General features: G+C 58.9%; 20 protein-coding genes and 5 pseudogenes. 22 read left to right on the top strand and 3 right to left on the bottom strand.

All coding sequences use genetic code 11. The features are described from left to right. Positions 1-21: 21 nt before the first annotated feature. Positions 22-786 (bottom strand): annotated as a pseudogene (locus tag ACFQI8_RS18790) (IS5 family transposase). A gap of 225 nt (positions 787-1,011) precedes the next feature. Between ACFQI8_RS18790 and ACFQI8_RS18785 the strand changes: the two are divergent. The 14 genes from ACFQI8_RS18785 to ACFQI8_RS18725 all read left to right on the top strand — a co-directional run bounded on the left by ACFQI8_RS18785 (position 1,012) and on the right by ACFQI8_RS18725 (position 7,850). After that, positions 1,012-1,599 (top strand): hypothetical protein, encoded by a 588-nt coding sequence (locus ACFQI8_RS18785; RefSeq protein ID WP_390247528.1) that lies wholly within the window; start codon positions 1,012-1,014, stop codon positions 1,597-1,599. A gap of 346 nt (positions 1,600-1,945) precedes the next feature. Next, positions 1,946-2,377 (top strand): hypothetical protein, encoded by a 432-nt coding sequence (locus ACFQI8_RS18780; protein WP_390247526.1) that lies wholly within the window; start codon positions 1,946-1,948, stop codon positions 2,375-2,377. Between the two features lie 276 nt (positions 2,378-2,653). Further along, positions 2,654-2,905, top strand: coding sequence for a ribbon-helix-helix protein, CopG family (locus ACFQI8_RS18775; protein WP_390247524.1), 252 nt, complete (start codon positions 2,654-2,656; stop codon positions 2,903-2,905). Further along, positions 2,902-3,366 carry a PIN domain-containing protein gene (locus tag ACFQI8_RS18770; protein WP_390247522.1) on the top strand — a complete coding sequence of 155 codons (465 nt, stop codon included), beginning with the start codon at positions 2,902-2,904 and terminating at the stop codon, positions 3,364-3,366. The genes ACFQI8_RS18775 and ACFQI8_RS18770 overlap by 4 nt, the downstream gene beginning before the upstream one ends. Before the next feature lie 144 nt (positions 3,367-3,510). Then, positions 3,511-3,726 carry a DUF8030 family protein gene (locus tag ACFQI8_RS19555; RefSeq protein ID WP_465261730.1) on the top strand — a complete coding sequence of 72 codons (216 nt, stop codon included), beginning with the start codon at positions 3,511-3,513 and terminating at the stop codon, positions 3,724-3,726. A 148-nt stretch (positions 3,727-3,874) separates the two neighbouring features. Beyond that, positions 3,875-4,408, top strand: coding sequence for a DUF7342 family protein (locus ACFQI8_RS18765; RefSeq protein ID WP_390247520.1), 534 nt, complete (start codon positions 3,875-3,877; stop codon positions 4,406-4,408). Between the two features lie 8 nt (positions 4,409-4,416). Then, positions 4,417-4,854: a toxin-antitoxin system TumE family protein gene (locus ACFQI8_RS18760; RefSeq protein ID WP_390247518.1), complete on the top strand. Its 438-nt coding sequence runs from the start codon at positions 4,417-4,419 to the stop codon at positions 4,852-4,854. A 67-nt stretch (positions 4,855-4,921) separates the two neighbouring features. Further along, positions 4,922-5,467 (top strand): hypothetical protein, encoded by a 546-nt coding sequence (locus ACFQI8_RS18755; RefSeq protein WP_390247516.1) that lies wholly within the window; start codon positions 4,922-4,924, stop codon positions 5,465-5,467. Positions 5,468-5,540: 73 nt separating this feature from the next. Continuing rightward, positions 5,541-5,831: a hypothetical protein gene (locus ACFQI8_RS18750; RefSeq protein WP_390247514.1), complete on the top strand. Its 291-nt coding sequence runs from the start codon at positions 5,541-5,543 to the stop codon at positions 5,829-5,831. Continuing rightward, a complete protein-coding gene (locus ACFQI8_RS18745) occupies positions 5,831-6,163 on the top strand; it encodes a DUF7558 family protein (protein WP_390247512.1) in 333 nt (110 codons plus the stop codon). Before ACFQI8_RS18750 ends, ACFQI8_RS18745 begins: the two co-directional genes overlap by 1 nt. Before the next feature lie 93 nt (positions 6,164-6,256). Then, positions 6,257-6,616 carry a MarR family transcriptional regulator gene (locus tag ACFQI8_RS18740; protein ID WP_390247510.1) on the top strand — a complete coding sequence of 120 codons (360 nt, stop codon included), beginning with the start codon at positions 6,257-6,259 and terminating at the stop codon, positions 6,614-6,616. Then, entirely contained in the window at positions 6,613-6,954 is a 342-nt protein-coding gene (locus ACFQI8_RS18735; RefSeq protein ID WP_390247508.1) for a type II toxin-antitoxin system PemK/MazF family toxin, read from the top strand. Before ACFQI8_RS18740 ends, ACFQI8_RS18735 begins: the two co-directional genes overlap by 4 nt. Positions 6,955-7,034: 80 nt before the next feature. Further along, positions 7,035-7,337, top strand: coding sequence for a hypothetical protein (locus tag ACFQI8_RS18730; RefSeq protein ID WP_390247506.1), 303 nt, complete (start codon positions 7,035-7,037; stop codon positions 7,335-7,337). Further along, entirely contained in the window at positions 7,338-7,850 is a 513-nt protein-coding gene (locus ACFQI8_RS18725) for a PIN domain-containing protein (protein WP_390247504.1), read from the top strand. Between the two features lie 44 nt (positions 7,851-7,894). Here ACFQI8_RS18725 and ACFQI8_RS18720 read toward each other — a convergent pair whose 3' ends face one another. Further along, positions 7,895-9,289, bottom strand: coding sequence for an ATP-binding protein (locus ACFQI8_RS18720; protein WP_390247502.1), 1,395 nt, complete (start codon positions 9,287-9,289; stop codon positions 7,895-7,897). 261 nt (positions 9,290-9,550) lie between these two features. Here ACFQI8_RS18720 and ACFQI8_RS19550 point away from each other — a divergent pair, with 261 nt between their 5' ends. The 7 genes and pseudogenes from ACFQI8_RS19550 to ACFQI8_RS18690 all read left to right on the top strand — a co-directional run bounded on the left by ACFQI8_RS19550 (position 9,551) and on the right by ACFQI8_RS18690 (position 14,176). Then, positions 9,551-9,667, top strand: a complete 117-nt coding sequence (locus tag ACFQI8_RS19550; protein WP_465261729.1) for a DUF8069 family protein — start codon at positions 9,551-9,553, stop codon at positions 9,665-9,667. Further along, positions 9,627-9,836: pseudogene (locus tag ACFQI8_RS18715) on the top strand (DUF7558 family protein); the annotation flags it as partial. The gene ACFQI8_RS19550 and the pseudogene ACFQI8_RS18715, both read left to right, overlap by 41 nt. Positions 9,837-9,886: 50 nt before the next feature. Beyond that, positions 9,887-10,486: a DUF7437 domain-containing protein gene (locus ACFQI8_RS18710; protein ID WP_390247500.1), complete on the top strand. Its 600-nt coding sequence runs from the start codon at positions 9,887-9,889 to the stop codon at positions 10,484-10,486. Next, positions 10,483-11,001 (top strand): hypothetical protein, encoded by a 519-nt coding sequence (locus ACFQI8_RS18705; RefSeq protein WP_390247498.1) that lies wholly within the window; start codon positions 10,483-10,485, stop codon positions 10,999-11,001. Before ACFQI8_RS18710 ends, ACFQI8_RS18705 begins: the two co-directional genes overlap by 4 nt. Positions 11,002-11,283: 282 nt before the next feature. Beyond that, positions 11,284-11,760, top strand: a pseudogene (locus ACFQI8_RS18700) (zinc ribbon domain-containing protein); the annotation flags it as partial. A 198-nt stretch (positions 11,761-11,958) separates the two neighbouring features. Further along, positions 11,959-12,624, top strand: a pseudogene (locus ACFQI8_RS18695) (HD domain-containing protein). A 652-nt stretch (positions 12,625-13,276) separates the two neighbouring features. Next, a complete protein-coding gene (locus tag ACFQI8_RS18690) occupies positions 13,277-14,176 on the top strand; it encodes an OB-fold nucleic acid binding domain-containing protein (protein WP_390247496.1) in 900 nt (299 codons plus the stop codon). Between the two features lie 162 nt (positions 14,177-14,338). Here ACFQI8_RS18690 and ACFQI8_RS18685 read toward each other — a convergent pair whose 3' ends face one another. After that, positions 14,339-15,142, bottom strand: coding sequence for a helix-turn-helix transcriptional regulator (locus ACFQI8_RS18685; protein WP_390247494.1), 804 nt, complete (start codon positions 15,140-15,142; stop codon positions 14,339-14,341). A gap of 220 nt (positions 15,143-15,362) precedes the next feature. Between ACFQI8_RS18685 and ACFQI8_RS18680 the strand changes: the two are divergent. Next, a pseudogene (locus ACFQI8_RS18680) lies at positions 15,363-15,442 on the top strand (IS6 family transposase); the annotation flags it as partial.

Below are 15,442 nucleotides of genomic sequence, written 5' to 3'. Positions count from 1 at the left end.
ATCGCCATACGGCGGTTAATTTCACGGTGTCGCGGCACGCTTGATGTTGTGAACGACACATTTCACGACGAGTTCACGAAATTCTCGGTACCACGTTCGCGCTCGCACGGCGTCGCCGTGCGTGCGCTTGATCGACGAGAAGACGGTCTCACACATCGATCGTTGGCGGTAGCGATGGGCCGGAAGATGCGATGCTTAATCAGCGGTCTCACGCCCTCTTCGCGGATTTTCTCGCGTGAATTCATCCAGTCCTAGCTTTGTCAGCGGCGAGGCTGTGCGGGTCGCCTGCGTTGCGGCAGGCGACCTGCCAGCCGAGCTGTGTATCGTGCGTTTTCTCGGTCGTACAGTGAACGTCGAGGATCGCTTGAGTTTCTGTATCGACGAGAGCGGTCGCTTCCAGTGTTTGAACGCGATAATTCGTCCGGCGGCAGTAGTGCTTACTGGCGTTCTCACGGTCGAAAGACTGGCATCGATAGCGGCGTGACCCGAGAGGTCCTGTAGCTCCGACGAGAGTCGGAGCAGCACTCGCCAGACCTTCATATCGAAGCTATCAAACGCCTTAACCAGCGTCGAGTGGTCAGGGAAATCGCCCTCTTCGAGGCCGATCTCCCCACGAATATGCGGCATCTCGCTCAGCAGATCGAGTGCGTTGCGGTACGATTCATCGAGGTAAACCCGCAGACAGTGCAGCGATACGAGGGCGTAGTCGGCGAAGTCGCCTCGATCACCAACAACATTTTTAGCTAACGTGACCGCTTTGCTCGTGAAGCGGGAGATTTTCGACATGGATCATCGGCAATCTTCCGCTTCAACTCCTTTGAACTACCGGACGAATCCGACGCTGTCTAGTGATGCACCAGAGCCGAGCTCAGGATTTTTCTGTGTGAATACAGATGTGTGTCGTAGCGCTTCATGGCCCTCACCGATTCCTCGCCTGGATTGCAGCGGTTGGCTTGGGCCACCTCAGCTATTGGGGCTTCGTTTGTCTCGACGGTGCTCCTCCAACGGGGCGTGTACGTCTTCGGTGGGCTCCAATTGTTGGAGTACCTCTCGCCGTTGGTGCTCGGCGGCGTGTACGGGTTGGTGTGGATCGGATTCAATCTAGTTACGGTCGCGGCCCGGGACGCGACGCTCGTTTTCTCCTTGGCGCCGGTCGTGGCTAGGGACGTCGATCGGAAGGGCGACCGTGCGAAGTATCTCGGGACGGTCTTCGCCTACTCGTTGTTGGGGGTCGGCGTTGCTGTGTCGCTCTTCGAGGTTGCGCTGTTAGCAATATTGTACGGTGCGGTCGTGGGTGGGGCGCTTGGCGACCGGCTGAGTACGAAGCCGTTTCAGGCCGAGATGTTGCAGTTCGGCTTGCGCCACGTCGTGGTCGTCGCGTTGGGCGTTGTCGGGAGTTATGTCGCGCTTCGTGGGCCGGCCCAACTCCTCGTTCGTAGTGAGCACCTTGTTGGGGTGGCACTACGGACGTGGCCCGCTGGATTGCAGTTTGCGATTGATTTTGTACTTGGGGTGCTTCTCGGCGTGGTTCTTGGGGCCGTGATGATGCCGCTGGGGTTGTTTCACCCGTTTATGTTTGTTGTGAAGCGACTTGACTAGAGGATATGCTGTGCGCTCATTTGGCTGGATACCGCCGTCGTTCTGTGTGGGTTCACTGCCGACGTAGTAGGTCAGCATCGTAAACAGGCGTGTCAGTGGGTGGGACCGCAGCAACAGTAACCCGGAAAGACAACTCCTCGTGCGGGAATGGCCTGACCGTCTTTGCCTCTATTGCATAGAGGTCGTTCGTCACATCGAACGCTTGTGGCACTGTTACGTTTCGACCCGGATGGGGTTTTTTCCCGCGTTGTAACGCTGACGGCGCCACGGTCAAGATGTACCCCTTCATGTTTTATCCCCGGTGTGGGTTTCTAGCGCGTTGCAACACGCCCTTTGTGTCCTCACGATGGCTTCGGAACAACGCAGCAAGACACGGGCAGCCCATCAAGCGGCATGTACCCTAGACGTCGAGGCACCGTGGGCAGACCTCGAGGTGTCGGTCCCGACCGACCGAGATCACACGCCGGTCGTTGCCCTCGTGGAGTGTCCTCTCGTCGAACTCACGCACGAGGCCGTGGCCACCGCCTTCGTCTCCCGGGAGGTCGGACGGTCGGCGCGGATGCAGTACGTCGCAGCCGACGACGTCGGCGAGCAGTTTCAGAAGCGGCATTTCGACGGCCGGCTGGGCTGGCACAAGACCACCGTTCCTCGACGAGCCGTTCGCGACGAGCTCATCACCCAGCTCACGCGGTTGCTCCCGATAACGGTGGAGCGCCAAAATGGAAGGATAGCCAGCGAACCAGACACGTTCGTGGTAAAGCCAGTTCAAGATCTCTAGACGCCATAGCGACCGGTCTTAACCAACAATGTCCACTAGTACTGATACTTGGTCTTTTCAGACGAAATGCAACAGGACCGTTTCTGACGGGACCAGTGGTGGTAGAACAGTAGCATGTTCAACGTCGCCGTCTCGTTGTGACCTGAAAAGACCAAACAGCGTTGGTTAATACGAGGTCGTTATGGGGACGTTCGAAACGGTTGTCGGAGGTCGTTTCTGGGAACTCCCATAGGTGGTCCACAGATGTTTAAGTCACCACGGAGCAATCGTTTACCCATGGCCACGGATCTCACTGAGCGGGTGCAAGAAATCGCCGAAGCGCGGGGTATCCCCGAATCAGAGATCCTTGAACAGGCGTTGGAACGCGGTGTCGAAGATCTCTGGGTTGACCTCGTTCTCTCGCGATACATAGACGACGAAATCGATCGCGAGACCGCAATCAACCTCATCGGTCGAGACCGCGTCAAGCGAGCAGACCAGGAAGTACAGGCTATCGAAGACGACGTTCGGTGGGGACTGAATGCGTGATTCTCGCGGTTGCTGATGCGGGCCCCATTATTCATCTCGACGAGATCGATTCGCTTGCATTGCTCTCGGTCGTTGATGAGCTGCTGATTCCACAGACTGTCTACCAAGAACTCGAGGCGGGGACGGTCCCACCTGGGCTCGAGACCATTGAGTACGAACTGGTCGAAAGCGACGCAACCGATCTTGGCGTCGAGTTGGACCCCGGGGAAACAGCTGCACTCGCCGTCGCATCTGAACGCGCTGCCGTGCTCCTGACTGACGACCTTGCAGCACGAGATGCTGCGAACGACCGCGATGTCGAAGTTCATGGCTCGATTGGCGTTCTCGTGCTTGCGTTCACACGGGGAGAACTCGATAAATCAGCGGCGGCTGAGCTGATGCGAGCACTCCAGACTGAAACGAGTCTCTTCATTACTGACGCTGTGGTTGAGCACGGTATCTCACTCCTCGATGAGAGCTAATTTATCGGCCACGAGCGTACGTCTGACAACGACAACAGCGACACAGTGAACGAGCTATTACTGAGCGTCGTCCCTCGTTGAATGGTGGGCCCACCCCCATCACCGCATTCTTCCTTCCGGTAAGTAGACGGGACCTCTTGTCGAGTGCGCATTCGTCGAACTCACCTACGAATTCGTCGAAGCAGAGTTCGTCTCGACGAGCGTCTCGGCTGGCACGAAACGACAGTCAGCCGTGAAGCGGTTCGCGACGGACTGGTCAACCGACTCACACAGTGGTCGTCACTAGACAGTGATGTAGGTCAGCATGGCGTCGTCGACGATCAAGACAAATTCCAGGTGATGTCAGTTCGGGAGCTGTGAGTTCAGGAGTGACGTCTTACCCAACAATAGCACAAGAGAATAAGATCTGTTGGTTACAATTGTGGTCTGCTGGTGGATTCCGTCCCGTCCAAGTCAAGAAACTATTCCTCGAAGCAAGAAATATCTCTTGTGCCACGCAAGAACAAGTATGTCCAACAGCGAGTCTCCAGATAGCCCGCCCCCATTCGACGATGCGTTTCGTGGCGACGACGTTGAGCAACGCATCTACGGGACGATGCTCCAGACTCGTGAGCCGACAACAGCGAGCGCCATCGCCAAGGTCGCCGACTGTGACCCAAAAACAGCTCGGAAGTATCTGGGCTGGTTCAGTGAACTCGGTATCGTCACGCGCCACGACGGCCATCCGGCCACCTACGAGCGCAACGACGCCTACTTCGAGTGGCGGCGAATCAACCAGCTCGCTGCCGACCACTCCGTCGAAGATCTCCAGCAGCGCGTTCGGGACCTGACCTCACAAATCGAGGAGTACGAAGACACGTATGGTGCGCCGACGCCAGCGGCCGTCGACGCCGTCGCCACTGCAGAATCGAGCGACGACCGGACGATCGATGACGTGTACGGTGACCTCGGCGACTCGGCGACCGCTCGGGACGAGCGAACACGCTACGAACGTGCCCGTCAGCAACGCGCGAGCACTGAGACCGAACAGGTCTCCGGGTAGCCACATCGATGGTGCCGCCCACAGGTGACGGCGGAAGCCCTGCGCCTATCGATCGCCCGATACTCGAGTTCCTGCAGACGCGTCTTCAAGCAACGGGTCAGGTTGCAACAGCACACATCACCGACGCGGGCGGCCATCTCGAACTTCGTGTGATACTCACACCATCGTACTATCCAGACTCCGTCGAGGAGGCGACGCTGGCTGTTCGCTGGTACACGAACGACGACTTCAAAATTCACTACCGGGAGATTCAGTCAGGCCGCTCCTGGGACTGTCGGTGGGACCAGCACTCCAACCCTCACAATACCCGAGACCACTTCCAGCCTCCACCGGCTGCTCCCCCCCCCCCCGGCGACGACGCTTCCTGGCCGACCGACCATCGCGACGTGCTTCGGCTCGTCCTCGACGAAATTGAAGACCGGATAGCGGCCCTGTGGGGTGAGTAAGGGATGTCCCAAAGGTGAGCCTGTCTCACGAACGATTTTGTCACCCCATTGTGAATGAGTAGGTAGAATGGTCGTCGTTGAGCACGTCACTCGCCTGAGCGACCGGCGCTCACAGACCTCTTCGGAGACGTTTCCGGACGACACATTGGAAGCGATCCGGTCAGCCGTCGAAGCTGTTTCAACGAGTGTCTTTGAGGATACGGCAAAGCACAAAGAGATCGGGGCATTTGATGCTTCGATTGCTGACGCACTACCACGGTACGAGTACGAGGGAGATGCCGCCGGCGGCTACAACCCGAACTGCAAGCTCTGGTCGCATCTGGGGTTCAACTACAGCGTCGATCTGTACAACGCTGACGAGCGTATTGCCATCGAGGTCGAGAAGAGTGAGCGGAAGAACATCAGCGACGACCTGCTCAAGTTCCAGAAAGGCTACCGCACGAAGAAGGGCGGCCGGCCAAAGATCGAGTTCGGCTGTCTGGTGGTGCCGGTGAACTATCTCGGCCGGCATAACCTCTACCGGCATAGCCTGACCAAGCTCGACTTCATGAAGGGCGTCTTGTTTATCGACGACGTCGCCGTCATCGGCTATCGCGACCCGCGACCGGACTGACGCTTTTCGCGCAGACAGTTTATCTGCGCCAAGAGGCGTGCAGCGCGCGACAGAGTGCGCGGCGTAACTCACCATGCCTAGTCCCGATCCTCACGACGACACGAGTGCCGACTACGAACAGTCCGAGAAGGAACAGCTCGCCCAGGACCGCGACGCCGCCAGCGTCGACACGGCGGACGTCGAGGACGCGACGGCCCAACGTCTGGTTAATGACCTCGTCGACGCGGACGTCGTCACTCTGGTTCCCGAGGACCACGTTCTGATTCACGAGCCGAGCGGCGCCATATTCGACTCTTCGACGCAGCTGGCCGTCTTCCACGGTGGTTGGGTGGCCGGCCGCGACGCCGACGCGGAGGGAGAGTGATGCAGCAGACGCTTACTGGCTGTGCGTTCTGCGATGCCCCGCCGGGTACCGAGACTGGCGAGGCGCATACCTGGGGACAGGACGAGCGAGTCACCCACCCGACCTGTGTCGACTGTGCGATTCAGACGGAGCCGGATCCCGACGAGTGCGATCACGTCTGTGACGGCTGTGGACTGGTCGTCGACACGCTCGCAGCGCTCACGCGATTCCCGGTCAAATTGGGGCACCTCGAAGGCCCGTTACAGTTGTGCGCCCGCTGTAGTTCGGGCGGGCGCGCGACCTACTGGACGCGTGATCTTGAGGAGCATCTCGTCGCGACGCGGTCGAAGTGACCCTCTCCGGCATTTCTGGGCACCGAAATGTCCCTTCCATCAAAGTAACAAACATACCAAACACCTATGTTCCAACATCCCCAACATTAGTCCATGTCGAGTGGTACTATCGATATCGACGAGTTCGAAAACGCTGACGCCGACGAACTCGAGGACCGGAATGACACCGAGCGAATCGTACTGTTTCTCGACAAGAATGACGACCGTGCGTGGAAGGCAGCGACGATCGCTGAGCGACTCGGGTTGGACACGGACGCTGTCAGTGCGATCCTCTCCCGACTGAAGGAACGTGGGCTCGTGCGGCACAAGCGCCCATACTGGGCGATTACGGACAACAAGGAACGACTCCAGTCAGCTTACCGGCTTCACCGACATCACAAGACGGCAGACGAGCAGTACGGCGAAGAGCGTCTCGAAGATATCCGGACCGACGAGATGGAAGACGTACAGTGACTGCGTTCGAGGACCTGGAACGCGGTGACATCGTGTGGGCGGCCGACCCGCTCTCGGAGAAAGGTCGCCCGATGCTCGTGCTGGGGACTCCCCAATTCCCGAACCACGGCGTGCAACTCATCATGGTTCTGATTTCCACGAAGACATACCACGAGGAGTCACTAACACTCCGGGACGACGACTACGCAGGCGACCCGCTCGGGGAACGTAGTTTCGTCCTCCCCTGGTCGCTTGCGACACTCAACAATGCTGCGGATGTCGAGTACTATCTGACCTCGCTCGTCGACGACCGCGCAGAAGATGTAGTGGGTCAGTTGATTGGCTACATCACCGACTGATACTGCCTTGTCCGGCCCGAGTGAGGCTCACATCGTACACACGAAAACGGCTAAGTGCGTTGGCTCACAATGTACACATCATGAGTACCGATAAGAAACGCGTGCAGTTTCGGGCCCCCAATCGGCTCATCGACCGGGCGGATGCACTGGCCGCAGTCCTCGGGGAAGACCGAACAGACGTCCTCGTGACCGCGCTTCGGGAGTACCTCCAAGACGCCGCTCACGACGACACGCTCGTCCAAGAGATTGCTGCCGCCTATTACGACGACGAGATCACTTTCCAGCAACTCAAAGCGCTCGTCGGCGCCGAAGAGGCGGCCAACCTCCGGGTGTTGAAACAACAGTTAGACGAGGACTTCATCGACGAGGTCGCTGACGCATAGATGCCACAGCTAATCGCAGACGCCTCCGCCCTCGTCAGTCTCGGGATCGTTACTGGCGACGATCCTGATCCACTCGCACTTTGTCTATCGCAGTACGACGTCGTCGTCCCAACGGAGGTTATCAATGAACTCCGTGAGATTGCCTCCTACGATGACGTCCACGGGCACGCTGCGTCCGCCGTCCTCGATCAAGCGGAGTCGTTCACAACACAGTCGGTCGAGCTCGATGCAGAGTTTCCGCTCGATGATGGTGAGAACGCGGCGGTCATCCTCGCGAACGAACTCGATGCTGCGCTCTTCCTCTGCGACGAGTTCAACCAACTTGGTTTGATCCACGCCTCACTCGCTGACACCCGACTCGTCACCACACCGACGCTGCTCTCGGTGTTCGTTCGAACTGGGCAGCTCTCAGCTGCGGATGCACGCCTGCTCCTCGACGACATCAGCGACGCTCGTAGCTGGGACGCGAACAGTTACGTGCAGCGAGCTCGCTCGTTGCTCGACGAGTCCTGATCTCCTCGGTGGCACAGTACGCCATCGATTGTGGAATTAATTGATCAATCCTTCTTGAGTTTAACCGTTACAATACTCCCTTGTGGGTCGTTGTCTGTGACTGTGATGGTTCCCTCAGAAAGACGGACAACCCAATACACGAGGACGAGGCCGAGGCCGGAACCGTGCTGCAGTTCGTTGATCTCCTTATCTAATTGGAGGTAGCTCTGCTCGATCTCTGGAATTCCGGGTCCGTTATCTGTGATACGGATGACGCCGTTTTTTCTCGTGGCGTCTTCGACTTCTATCATCACCTCGGGGTCCTCAGCGTCATTATGAATGATCGCGTTCTTGACGAGTTCTCGGATAGCGGTATCGAGTTCTCCTATTGCATCGGCGTGGAACGGCTCTATTGTGGGGACTCTGATGTTCGTGTCGGGATAGTCCTCGCAGGCATCGTCGACCACCTGGGCCACGATGTCGTCGACAGCCACCGATACATGGGTCTGCTTTCGGTCCGACTCAAGGAGTCGGATAATCTGTCGCTCGTGATCCGCTTGCTGAACCAGCGTATCCGTCTGTTCTTGGATCTTACGGGCACTGTCGGCCACATCGTCGACACGGTCTGCCTGGATGTCTTCCGCCAGTCCCCTGATAACGGCCATTTTATTTCGAATGTTGTGCCGCAACCAGTTATCCAGCACTTTCAGCTGGCGCTCCCGTTCGATACGGCTTGTCTCGTCGATAGCAATCGCCTGTCCGATGTTCCCCCCGAGGAATTCCCCGATGGCCGTAGAGACGCGGATATACCGGACGTGCCCATCATCGCGACGGAGTCTCATTCGCGTTGGTCCCACCGATTGTTTCTCCTCGATAACGGAGAGGATCTCCGCTTGGGCTCGTTCTCGGTCGTCGGGATGAATCATCTCGAGGATTGACCGTCCGAGGAACTCCTCTCGGTCGTCCAGCCCAAATATCTCAACCACCGCGTTATTACACCAGATTGAGCGCCCATCACTATCGAAAATGTTGATGGGTGCGGGGGACATCTCGATCAGATGTTTATACCGTTGAAGTCCCTCCATATTACCGTTCATCAGCCCTCTCAGTTCCGAGACGACAGCTCCGGGTGCGGTGTCATCGACCACGGCACCGCTCACGGCTGAGGTCACATCATCCTGTACGGATTCTTCTGAAGAGGAGAGCAAGAGTACAGGGAGACATGGTTTGGAGATTCGGATTGAACGGAGTAGCGTTGTTCCGTCCATATCGGGGAGGTTTTGCCGACTAATCACTCCATCAATCGCAGTTTGTTTGACGGACACTACACACTCCGCTGCCGATGTCACCGTTCGAATCCCGAAGCCGGCCGACGTGAGTGCCTCCGAGAGATGTGCCTTGAGACTCCCGTCTGGGTCGACAAGAAGTACTTGCTGTTTCTCTCCCGGAGAAGAGGTCATTACGTTACCTTTCGATTCAATGACTATTAATGTGCTCCAAGCCATCGGTTCCGATCTCAAAGTGATCGAAAGGGCGGTGAGTGGAGTTTCCCCCAACAACATAGCTGATCTGTTACTGAGACACGTCTAATCGACTCAAACTAAGTCCGAATCTGGTAGCTGTCAGGTGGTCAATTAATTCATAGTGGACTGATAGCTCCATACCGTTTATTGGCGCCGGGAAGCGTGCAGCGCGCGACAGCGTGCGCGGCGTGACTCACCATGCCTAGTCACGATCCTCACGACGACACGAGTGCCGACTACCAACGGTTCGAGAAAGTACAGCTCGCTCAGGACCGAGACGGCGCCGGATCCCGACGAGTGCGATCACGTCTGTGACGGCTGTGGGCTGGTCGTCGATACGCTCGCCGCGCTGACGCGGTTCCGTGTCGAACTGGGGCATCTGGAAGGCCCGTTACAGTTGTGTGAGCGCTGTAGTCCGGGTGGGCTCGCGACGTACTGGACGCGCAACCTCGAGGAACACCTCGTCGCGACGCCGGCGGAGTGATCCCAAACACACTTTACTGATTCGCTGTAAACTGTAATCAAGAACGGCCCATGTCACGCACCTCAAATCGCGCCGACGGCGACATCGTTCGCGACTTCCTCGCGGTCGCGGACCTCCTTGAGGAGCCACAGCTAGCTCAGCTGTACGCGTATCTCGCCCAGGAGGGGGAGGCGACCGTCCAGGACGTAATGGACGACCTCGAGCTCGCCCAGGGGACGGCCTACAGCTACGTCAACCGGCTCGTCGACGCCGGCGCCGTCGACGTCACCGACGACGGGCAGCCACGTCGGTACGCCGCCCGGGAAATCGACCTGACCGTGACAGCGGCCGCCGGTGACCGCGAGTACACGATCACGCCGGCGCTCATCGACGCCGTCGGCCGCCGGGAGACGAACGCAGATATCGACACCTACATCGACCGCCACGGTGTCGCCGGGCTCGCGACGGCGCTCACGTACGCAGTTGCCCGCGAGCGCGGCGAGGTGACCCACCGCCTGATGGCCGAGGATCTCGAAATCTCGCCGCTGGCCGCGGAGATGATCCTCCAGGCACTCCGGCTCGTCGTCCACGAGCACTACGACATCGAGGAGGGTGGGGCATCTCTGGATGAGGTGAACGTCGGCGACGGTGACACGGTCGACGACGCGTGAGCCGGCTCCACATCGCCGACACCGGCCTGTTCGTCGCGATGGGACAGCCCTCGAACAGCTGCTATCAGGCCGTTCGGCGGTTCGCTCGCCGAAACGACATCGCCTTCGTCCTCCCCGAACGAGTGTACGAGGAGCTGACCGTCGACGATCCGGACGTCGAGTGGCCGCCCATCGACGCCGCGATCGACGAGGGCTGGGCGACGGTTGCGGCGCCGCTGGAGTTCTCCGAACCTGTCGTCTCTCGGGTGATGGACGGGATCCAACGATACATCGCGAACGCCGACGACCGGCCCGCCGACGAAGTAGAGCGTGCGGACGCCGCCCTCGCCGCCCTCGCCGCCCTCGCTGCCCAGCATCTCAGTGCGGGGACCGCGACTGAGGTCTACATCTCCACGACGGATATCGCGGCCGGCGAGGGGGCCGAAACCGTGCTCGGGAGCGAGGGCTACGGGGATTCAGTGACGTTCGTCAACGGCTTCCGGTTCATTGAGGACCTAGTCGCCGGCGACAGCTGACCGATTGCTATCTTGATACAGGCGAGAGAATCCCGCCGTAAACGGCGGGAGTGAATCGCCGTTTTCGGTAGCATTAATTGTCTGAGGTTTATATCGGGTGCTACCCGACGCAAAACAAGATAGATAACTCCGAATCAGCGGGGCAGAACCACAGAACCCACCGCAGGATAGGAGTAACGGCAGCGTGGCCCTGCCAGCACCCCGTCGGTGTGTAAACGTAAGTTCCCAAACCAGCGGGCTTCGGCTTGTGGGAAGCCCCGTCGTTTACGACGGGGAGGAGGTCACCGGAAGCGGTCGCGCCGGCGCGATCACGCCGTGAACGCGCTCCTTCGTGATCTGGTCGAGCGACTCTACAACGACGGCGTCGAAACCATCTACCACGGCGATCTCACCGGTGTCCTTGGCAAGTACTGGTCAGTCGAGGCGAACCTCAAAGCGCGTACCTTCTGGGCGCACCGGCAGTGTCTCGACCAGCTCGCAAACGTCTGCGAGGAGTACGGCATCGAGGTGGCCTCATTCTCCGAGGCGTGGACCTCCCAGACGTGTCCGGAGTGTGGTGAGCGCGAGCGGACGCGCCGGCATCGTGAGACGCTGCGGTGTCCGTGTGGCTTCGAGGGTCACGCTGATCTCGTCGCGTCGCGGACGCTGCTCGAACAGGCGACGAACACTGCGGTCAGGCCGACGGCACGGCCCGTGCGGTTCCAGTGGGACGACCACCAGTGGTACCCCATTGAGGGGGACGCGGTGGCTCCCAACGAATTGCGCACAGACCCGCAAGGTGCCCGCCGTGGTGTCGCCGTGACGCCAGCGAGCGGACGCTCCGTGAACGCGGAGTGGATGTCGATCCGCTGGTCGCTCGCTTTTCGAGCAGATAAGAACTCGGTTAGCCCTGAACCAGCTGTTCGGACAGACGTGTAGTCCATAATGGATAAGCGCCCTGCGGTGACTTTTGAGAATATGCCCTCCGAACTAGGTCCACTTGCTCGAGAATTATCGCGCTCATATTACGAGGCCGCCTTCCCCGCACACGACATTTTCCATGCAAAGCGAGTACACGATATTTCGCAACAGCTTGCGGACAAACACCCCAAGGAAGTTGACCGAAACGTACTAGCCGCAGCTGCGTGGTTTCACGATATCGGACGGCCACTCGAACGTGTCGGAGAGATTGATGACCACGACAAATGGGCAGCTAACGAAGCCACAAGCCTGCTCGAAACTGAAGACGTGAAGACGGACCAGATTACAGCCATCGAGCACTGCCTCCGAGCACACAGCATCCGAGCAAGCTCTCCGGACCCAGAAACAATCGAAGCAAAGCTTCTCTTCGATGCTGATAAGCTCGATGCGACTGGTGCAGTCGGACTCATTCGACTCGCCTGTATCGTCGGTGAACGCTCAGGGCGTACTGGCGATCAGTATGCCGTCATCGATGACGCATCCACGCTCAGCATAAACCGCCCTGACTTGCCGGACATCGAACTCTTACGTGAATAGGCACGTGAGCGACTTGATGCGCTATATACTGACCAAGGCCGACGCCTTGGAGAAGCCCGATGGGACTTTATGGAATCCTTCTTTGAACAGTTTGCTCTCGAAACCAACGCGGATGCAGAGGAGTAAAATAGTGGTATTGAGGAGGGCATTTTTCTGATTCACGGGTGAATTTCAGCACGAGGAGCTTTCAGATAGGCGGGCAACCGGACTCCGCTTTTCCCGTGTTATCGTTACGGCTCGCACCGCTCGCCGCATTCCGCCCTCCGCGTCGCTCGCGACCGACCATTCCGGGCGGTCTGCCTGCAGTAGCGGGCGGACTGCCGGGCTAAAGTGAATCTGCTCTCGGCGCCAGCATTAAGCGCGTTTTCGGTTGCGCCCCTCGCGGGCTTTCGCGTTCCAGCGCTTGGTGCCGCCTGCGCTGTCGCGCGCCACACCGCGGCGCGCGTTCTCGGCGACAGTCGCGCTGGACACAGACCCGCAGTCCGGGCCGGACGCGAGAAACGGCTTAAAAGCTGGCCGCTCGCTCTGGGCGGGTCATCGGGTCACTCGCTTCGCTCGTGCCCCGAGCCTCACCTCGCTAACGCTCGGTGAGGCGGCGCGCGGTGCTGGTGGGGCCACCTCATGCAGGCGCGCTCTCGCTCGCGCCCGGTAGGGCGCTCGCGAAGGCGCGAGCGAGAGCGCGCAGATGGTTCTGTCGGTCGTTGTCGTCGGAAAACCGCGATGTAGTAGCATCGCGGTGTCGGCGCGTGAGCGCCTTCACAGGTACGGTGAGTACCCAATGTCTAGTACCAACTCGAGTCGCAAGGTCGTTACGGTGGATGAACAGGCATTCGAAAAAACGGACGAGCAGGCGGTCGATGAAGACGGTTTCCCGGTCGTCGACGAGACGCCAGAGTTCGAGGCGGCGGTCGAGCAGGAGACGCAGGCGAAGGTGGATGCGAACCACCCGGACGGGATCGCGGACACGAGCGAGGACCGGATTCACGGCGTCACCCTCGAACAGGAAGAGCGCATTCAGGCGCGGGAAGCCGAACTGGAGCGTATTAGTGCCCAGGCTGAACTGGGGACGCAAGACGGTCGGGCAAAGCGGACGCGAGACATCGCGGCGAAGCGGAGTGCTGAGCGGCGTGCAGAGTTCCAGAAGCGGGCGGCGAGCGTGAACCCGATGGCTGACCCGGAACGAGGCGATCCTCGTGCAGAACTCACGCAGGAGCAGTTGGCGGCGGTGAACAAGCAGTCGATGCGGCTGGCGAAGAAGCTGGATGGCTGGTCACGAGCGGCGATTGGTCGGCGGCTGGGTGAAGCCGTCGTTGGTGGGAAAGACCTGATGAGCGCGGTCGTCGGGGTGTTCGAGGAGTTGCAGACGGCGCCGGGGCAGGTGGTTCCCATCGGAAAGCTCGAGGACGTCAATCGCAAAGAGGTGAGTATTGAGGGTCGTGTGACACAGCTTTGGGAACCTTCCAGTCCGAGCATCGCTCAAGTTGGGCTCATCGCGGACGAGAGCGGTCGTACAAAACTGACGAGCTGGAAGGCATCGGATGCTCCGTGGATCGAAGAGGGCGAGCGCGTGCGGATTCACGGGGCGGCACGGAACTGGTACGAGGGACGTGTCTCACTCGCCGTCACTGGGTGGTCGTCCTTGCATTTCCCTGAGCGCGGTCGCTGGTGGGAAGCGTAGCCAGCGTACGCAGCCTTCTTTTTTGCTACGTGCCGGACCGACCCAGACCCCACCCCCGACCCGTTCTCGTCTTCGCTGCGCACGCAGCCACAAACGGGGTGACAACTGGTGACCAGAACAAGGGCGAATTGTGGTGTACGTTGCTAGATGGGACCATCTGAGCTACCGTCTCGAACGCGTAACTCCAGATTGACTCCGAACTGAAACCTGCTCTGCTTGCTGGCGATACGAGTGAAACATGTCGGTTGCCCATGTTACTGCAGCAGGACTATCATTGATGATCGTCCCCTTGAGGCAGCCATCCTCGTCGTAGACGGCGAACCATACGGTGTCCTCATCAATTAATACGAAGCCAAATGGTAGCTTCTGGTCGAGGCACCACGCCGCACCGTTATCAGACTCGATGACAGCACGCGTCTTCTCTGCGTGATCATCCCAGAGATACTCAACGAGCTCGCTCTCGAGAACGAGATCAGTCTTCGTATCTCGCTCGATTGTTCGGTCATGGAAAAGTGGGATGTATTTTGGCAGGACAACCGACGAGACGCCCTGGATTTGGTCACTCCCGTTGAGCAACTCTTCGAGGCGAGCCGTCGGCATATGTGGTGCTGGGGGTTCCGCAAGTAGAAGTTCTGCGTCAACGAGGAGTCGCCCGTCGACCGGTGTTCTTGGTGGGAGATGGGAGAGCAATGTTTGGGCAGTAGTAAGACCCTCATATCTCACTGTGAGTCGTTCATACTCTTCGTACGCGAGTCGCCCGAGTAGGGTAACTTCCCACCGACCGTCTTGGTGGGTTATACATTCTGCGTTACTGAGTCTCCTGACGGCTCGGTCGACAGTTGTCCGTGAGACGTCGAGGGCTGACTCTAGTTCTCGCTTGTCCGCAGGTCCTTCCAGTAAACACTCGATGAGAGATGCACGGCGGGCGACGGTTTCGAGGAGAGGCGGGGAAATTGTACCGCTCATGACCATCTGGGCTTTGCTATTGGTTTTCTATAAGATTTGTCCCACGGTAAAAAAACAAGCTATCGGTAGCCCCGAACCATATTTTTCATCCTTGCACAGAATAACGGGGGCCGTTTAGATTCCCAGTACCCATGCATATCCTCAATATCCTAAAAATTACAATTAGGATAAAGCGGCACCGTCTAGTTAAGGAACGAACAGGTCGAAGAGTGAGTGATCTATGCTACTCTCAGACCTGCTCAAGGAGAGTTTGGACACCGCTACGCTTGAATGTTGGCAGCGTGAGCGGACGGCGACGCC

The organism is Haloferax chudinovii, assembly GCF_042663345.1.
Lineage (GTDB): Archaea > Halobacteriota > Halobacteria > Halobacteriales > Haloferacaceae > Haloferax > Haloferax chudinovii.
This window is presented reverse-complemented; position numbering and strand designations above follow the sequence as displayed.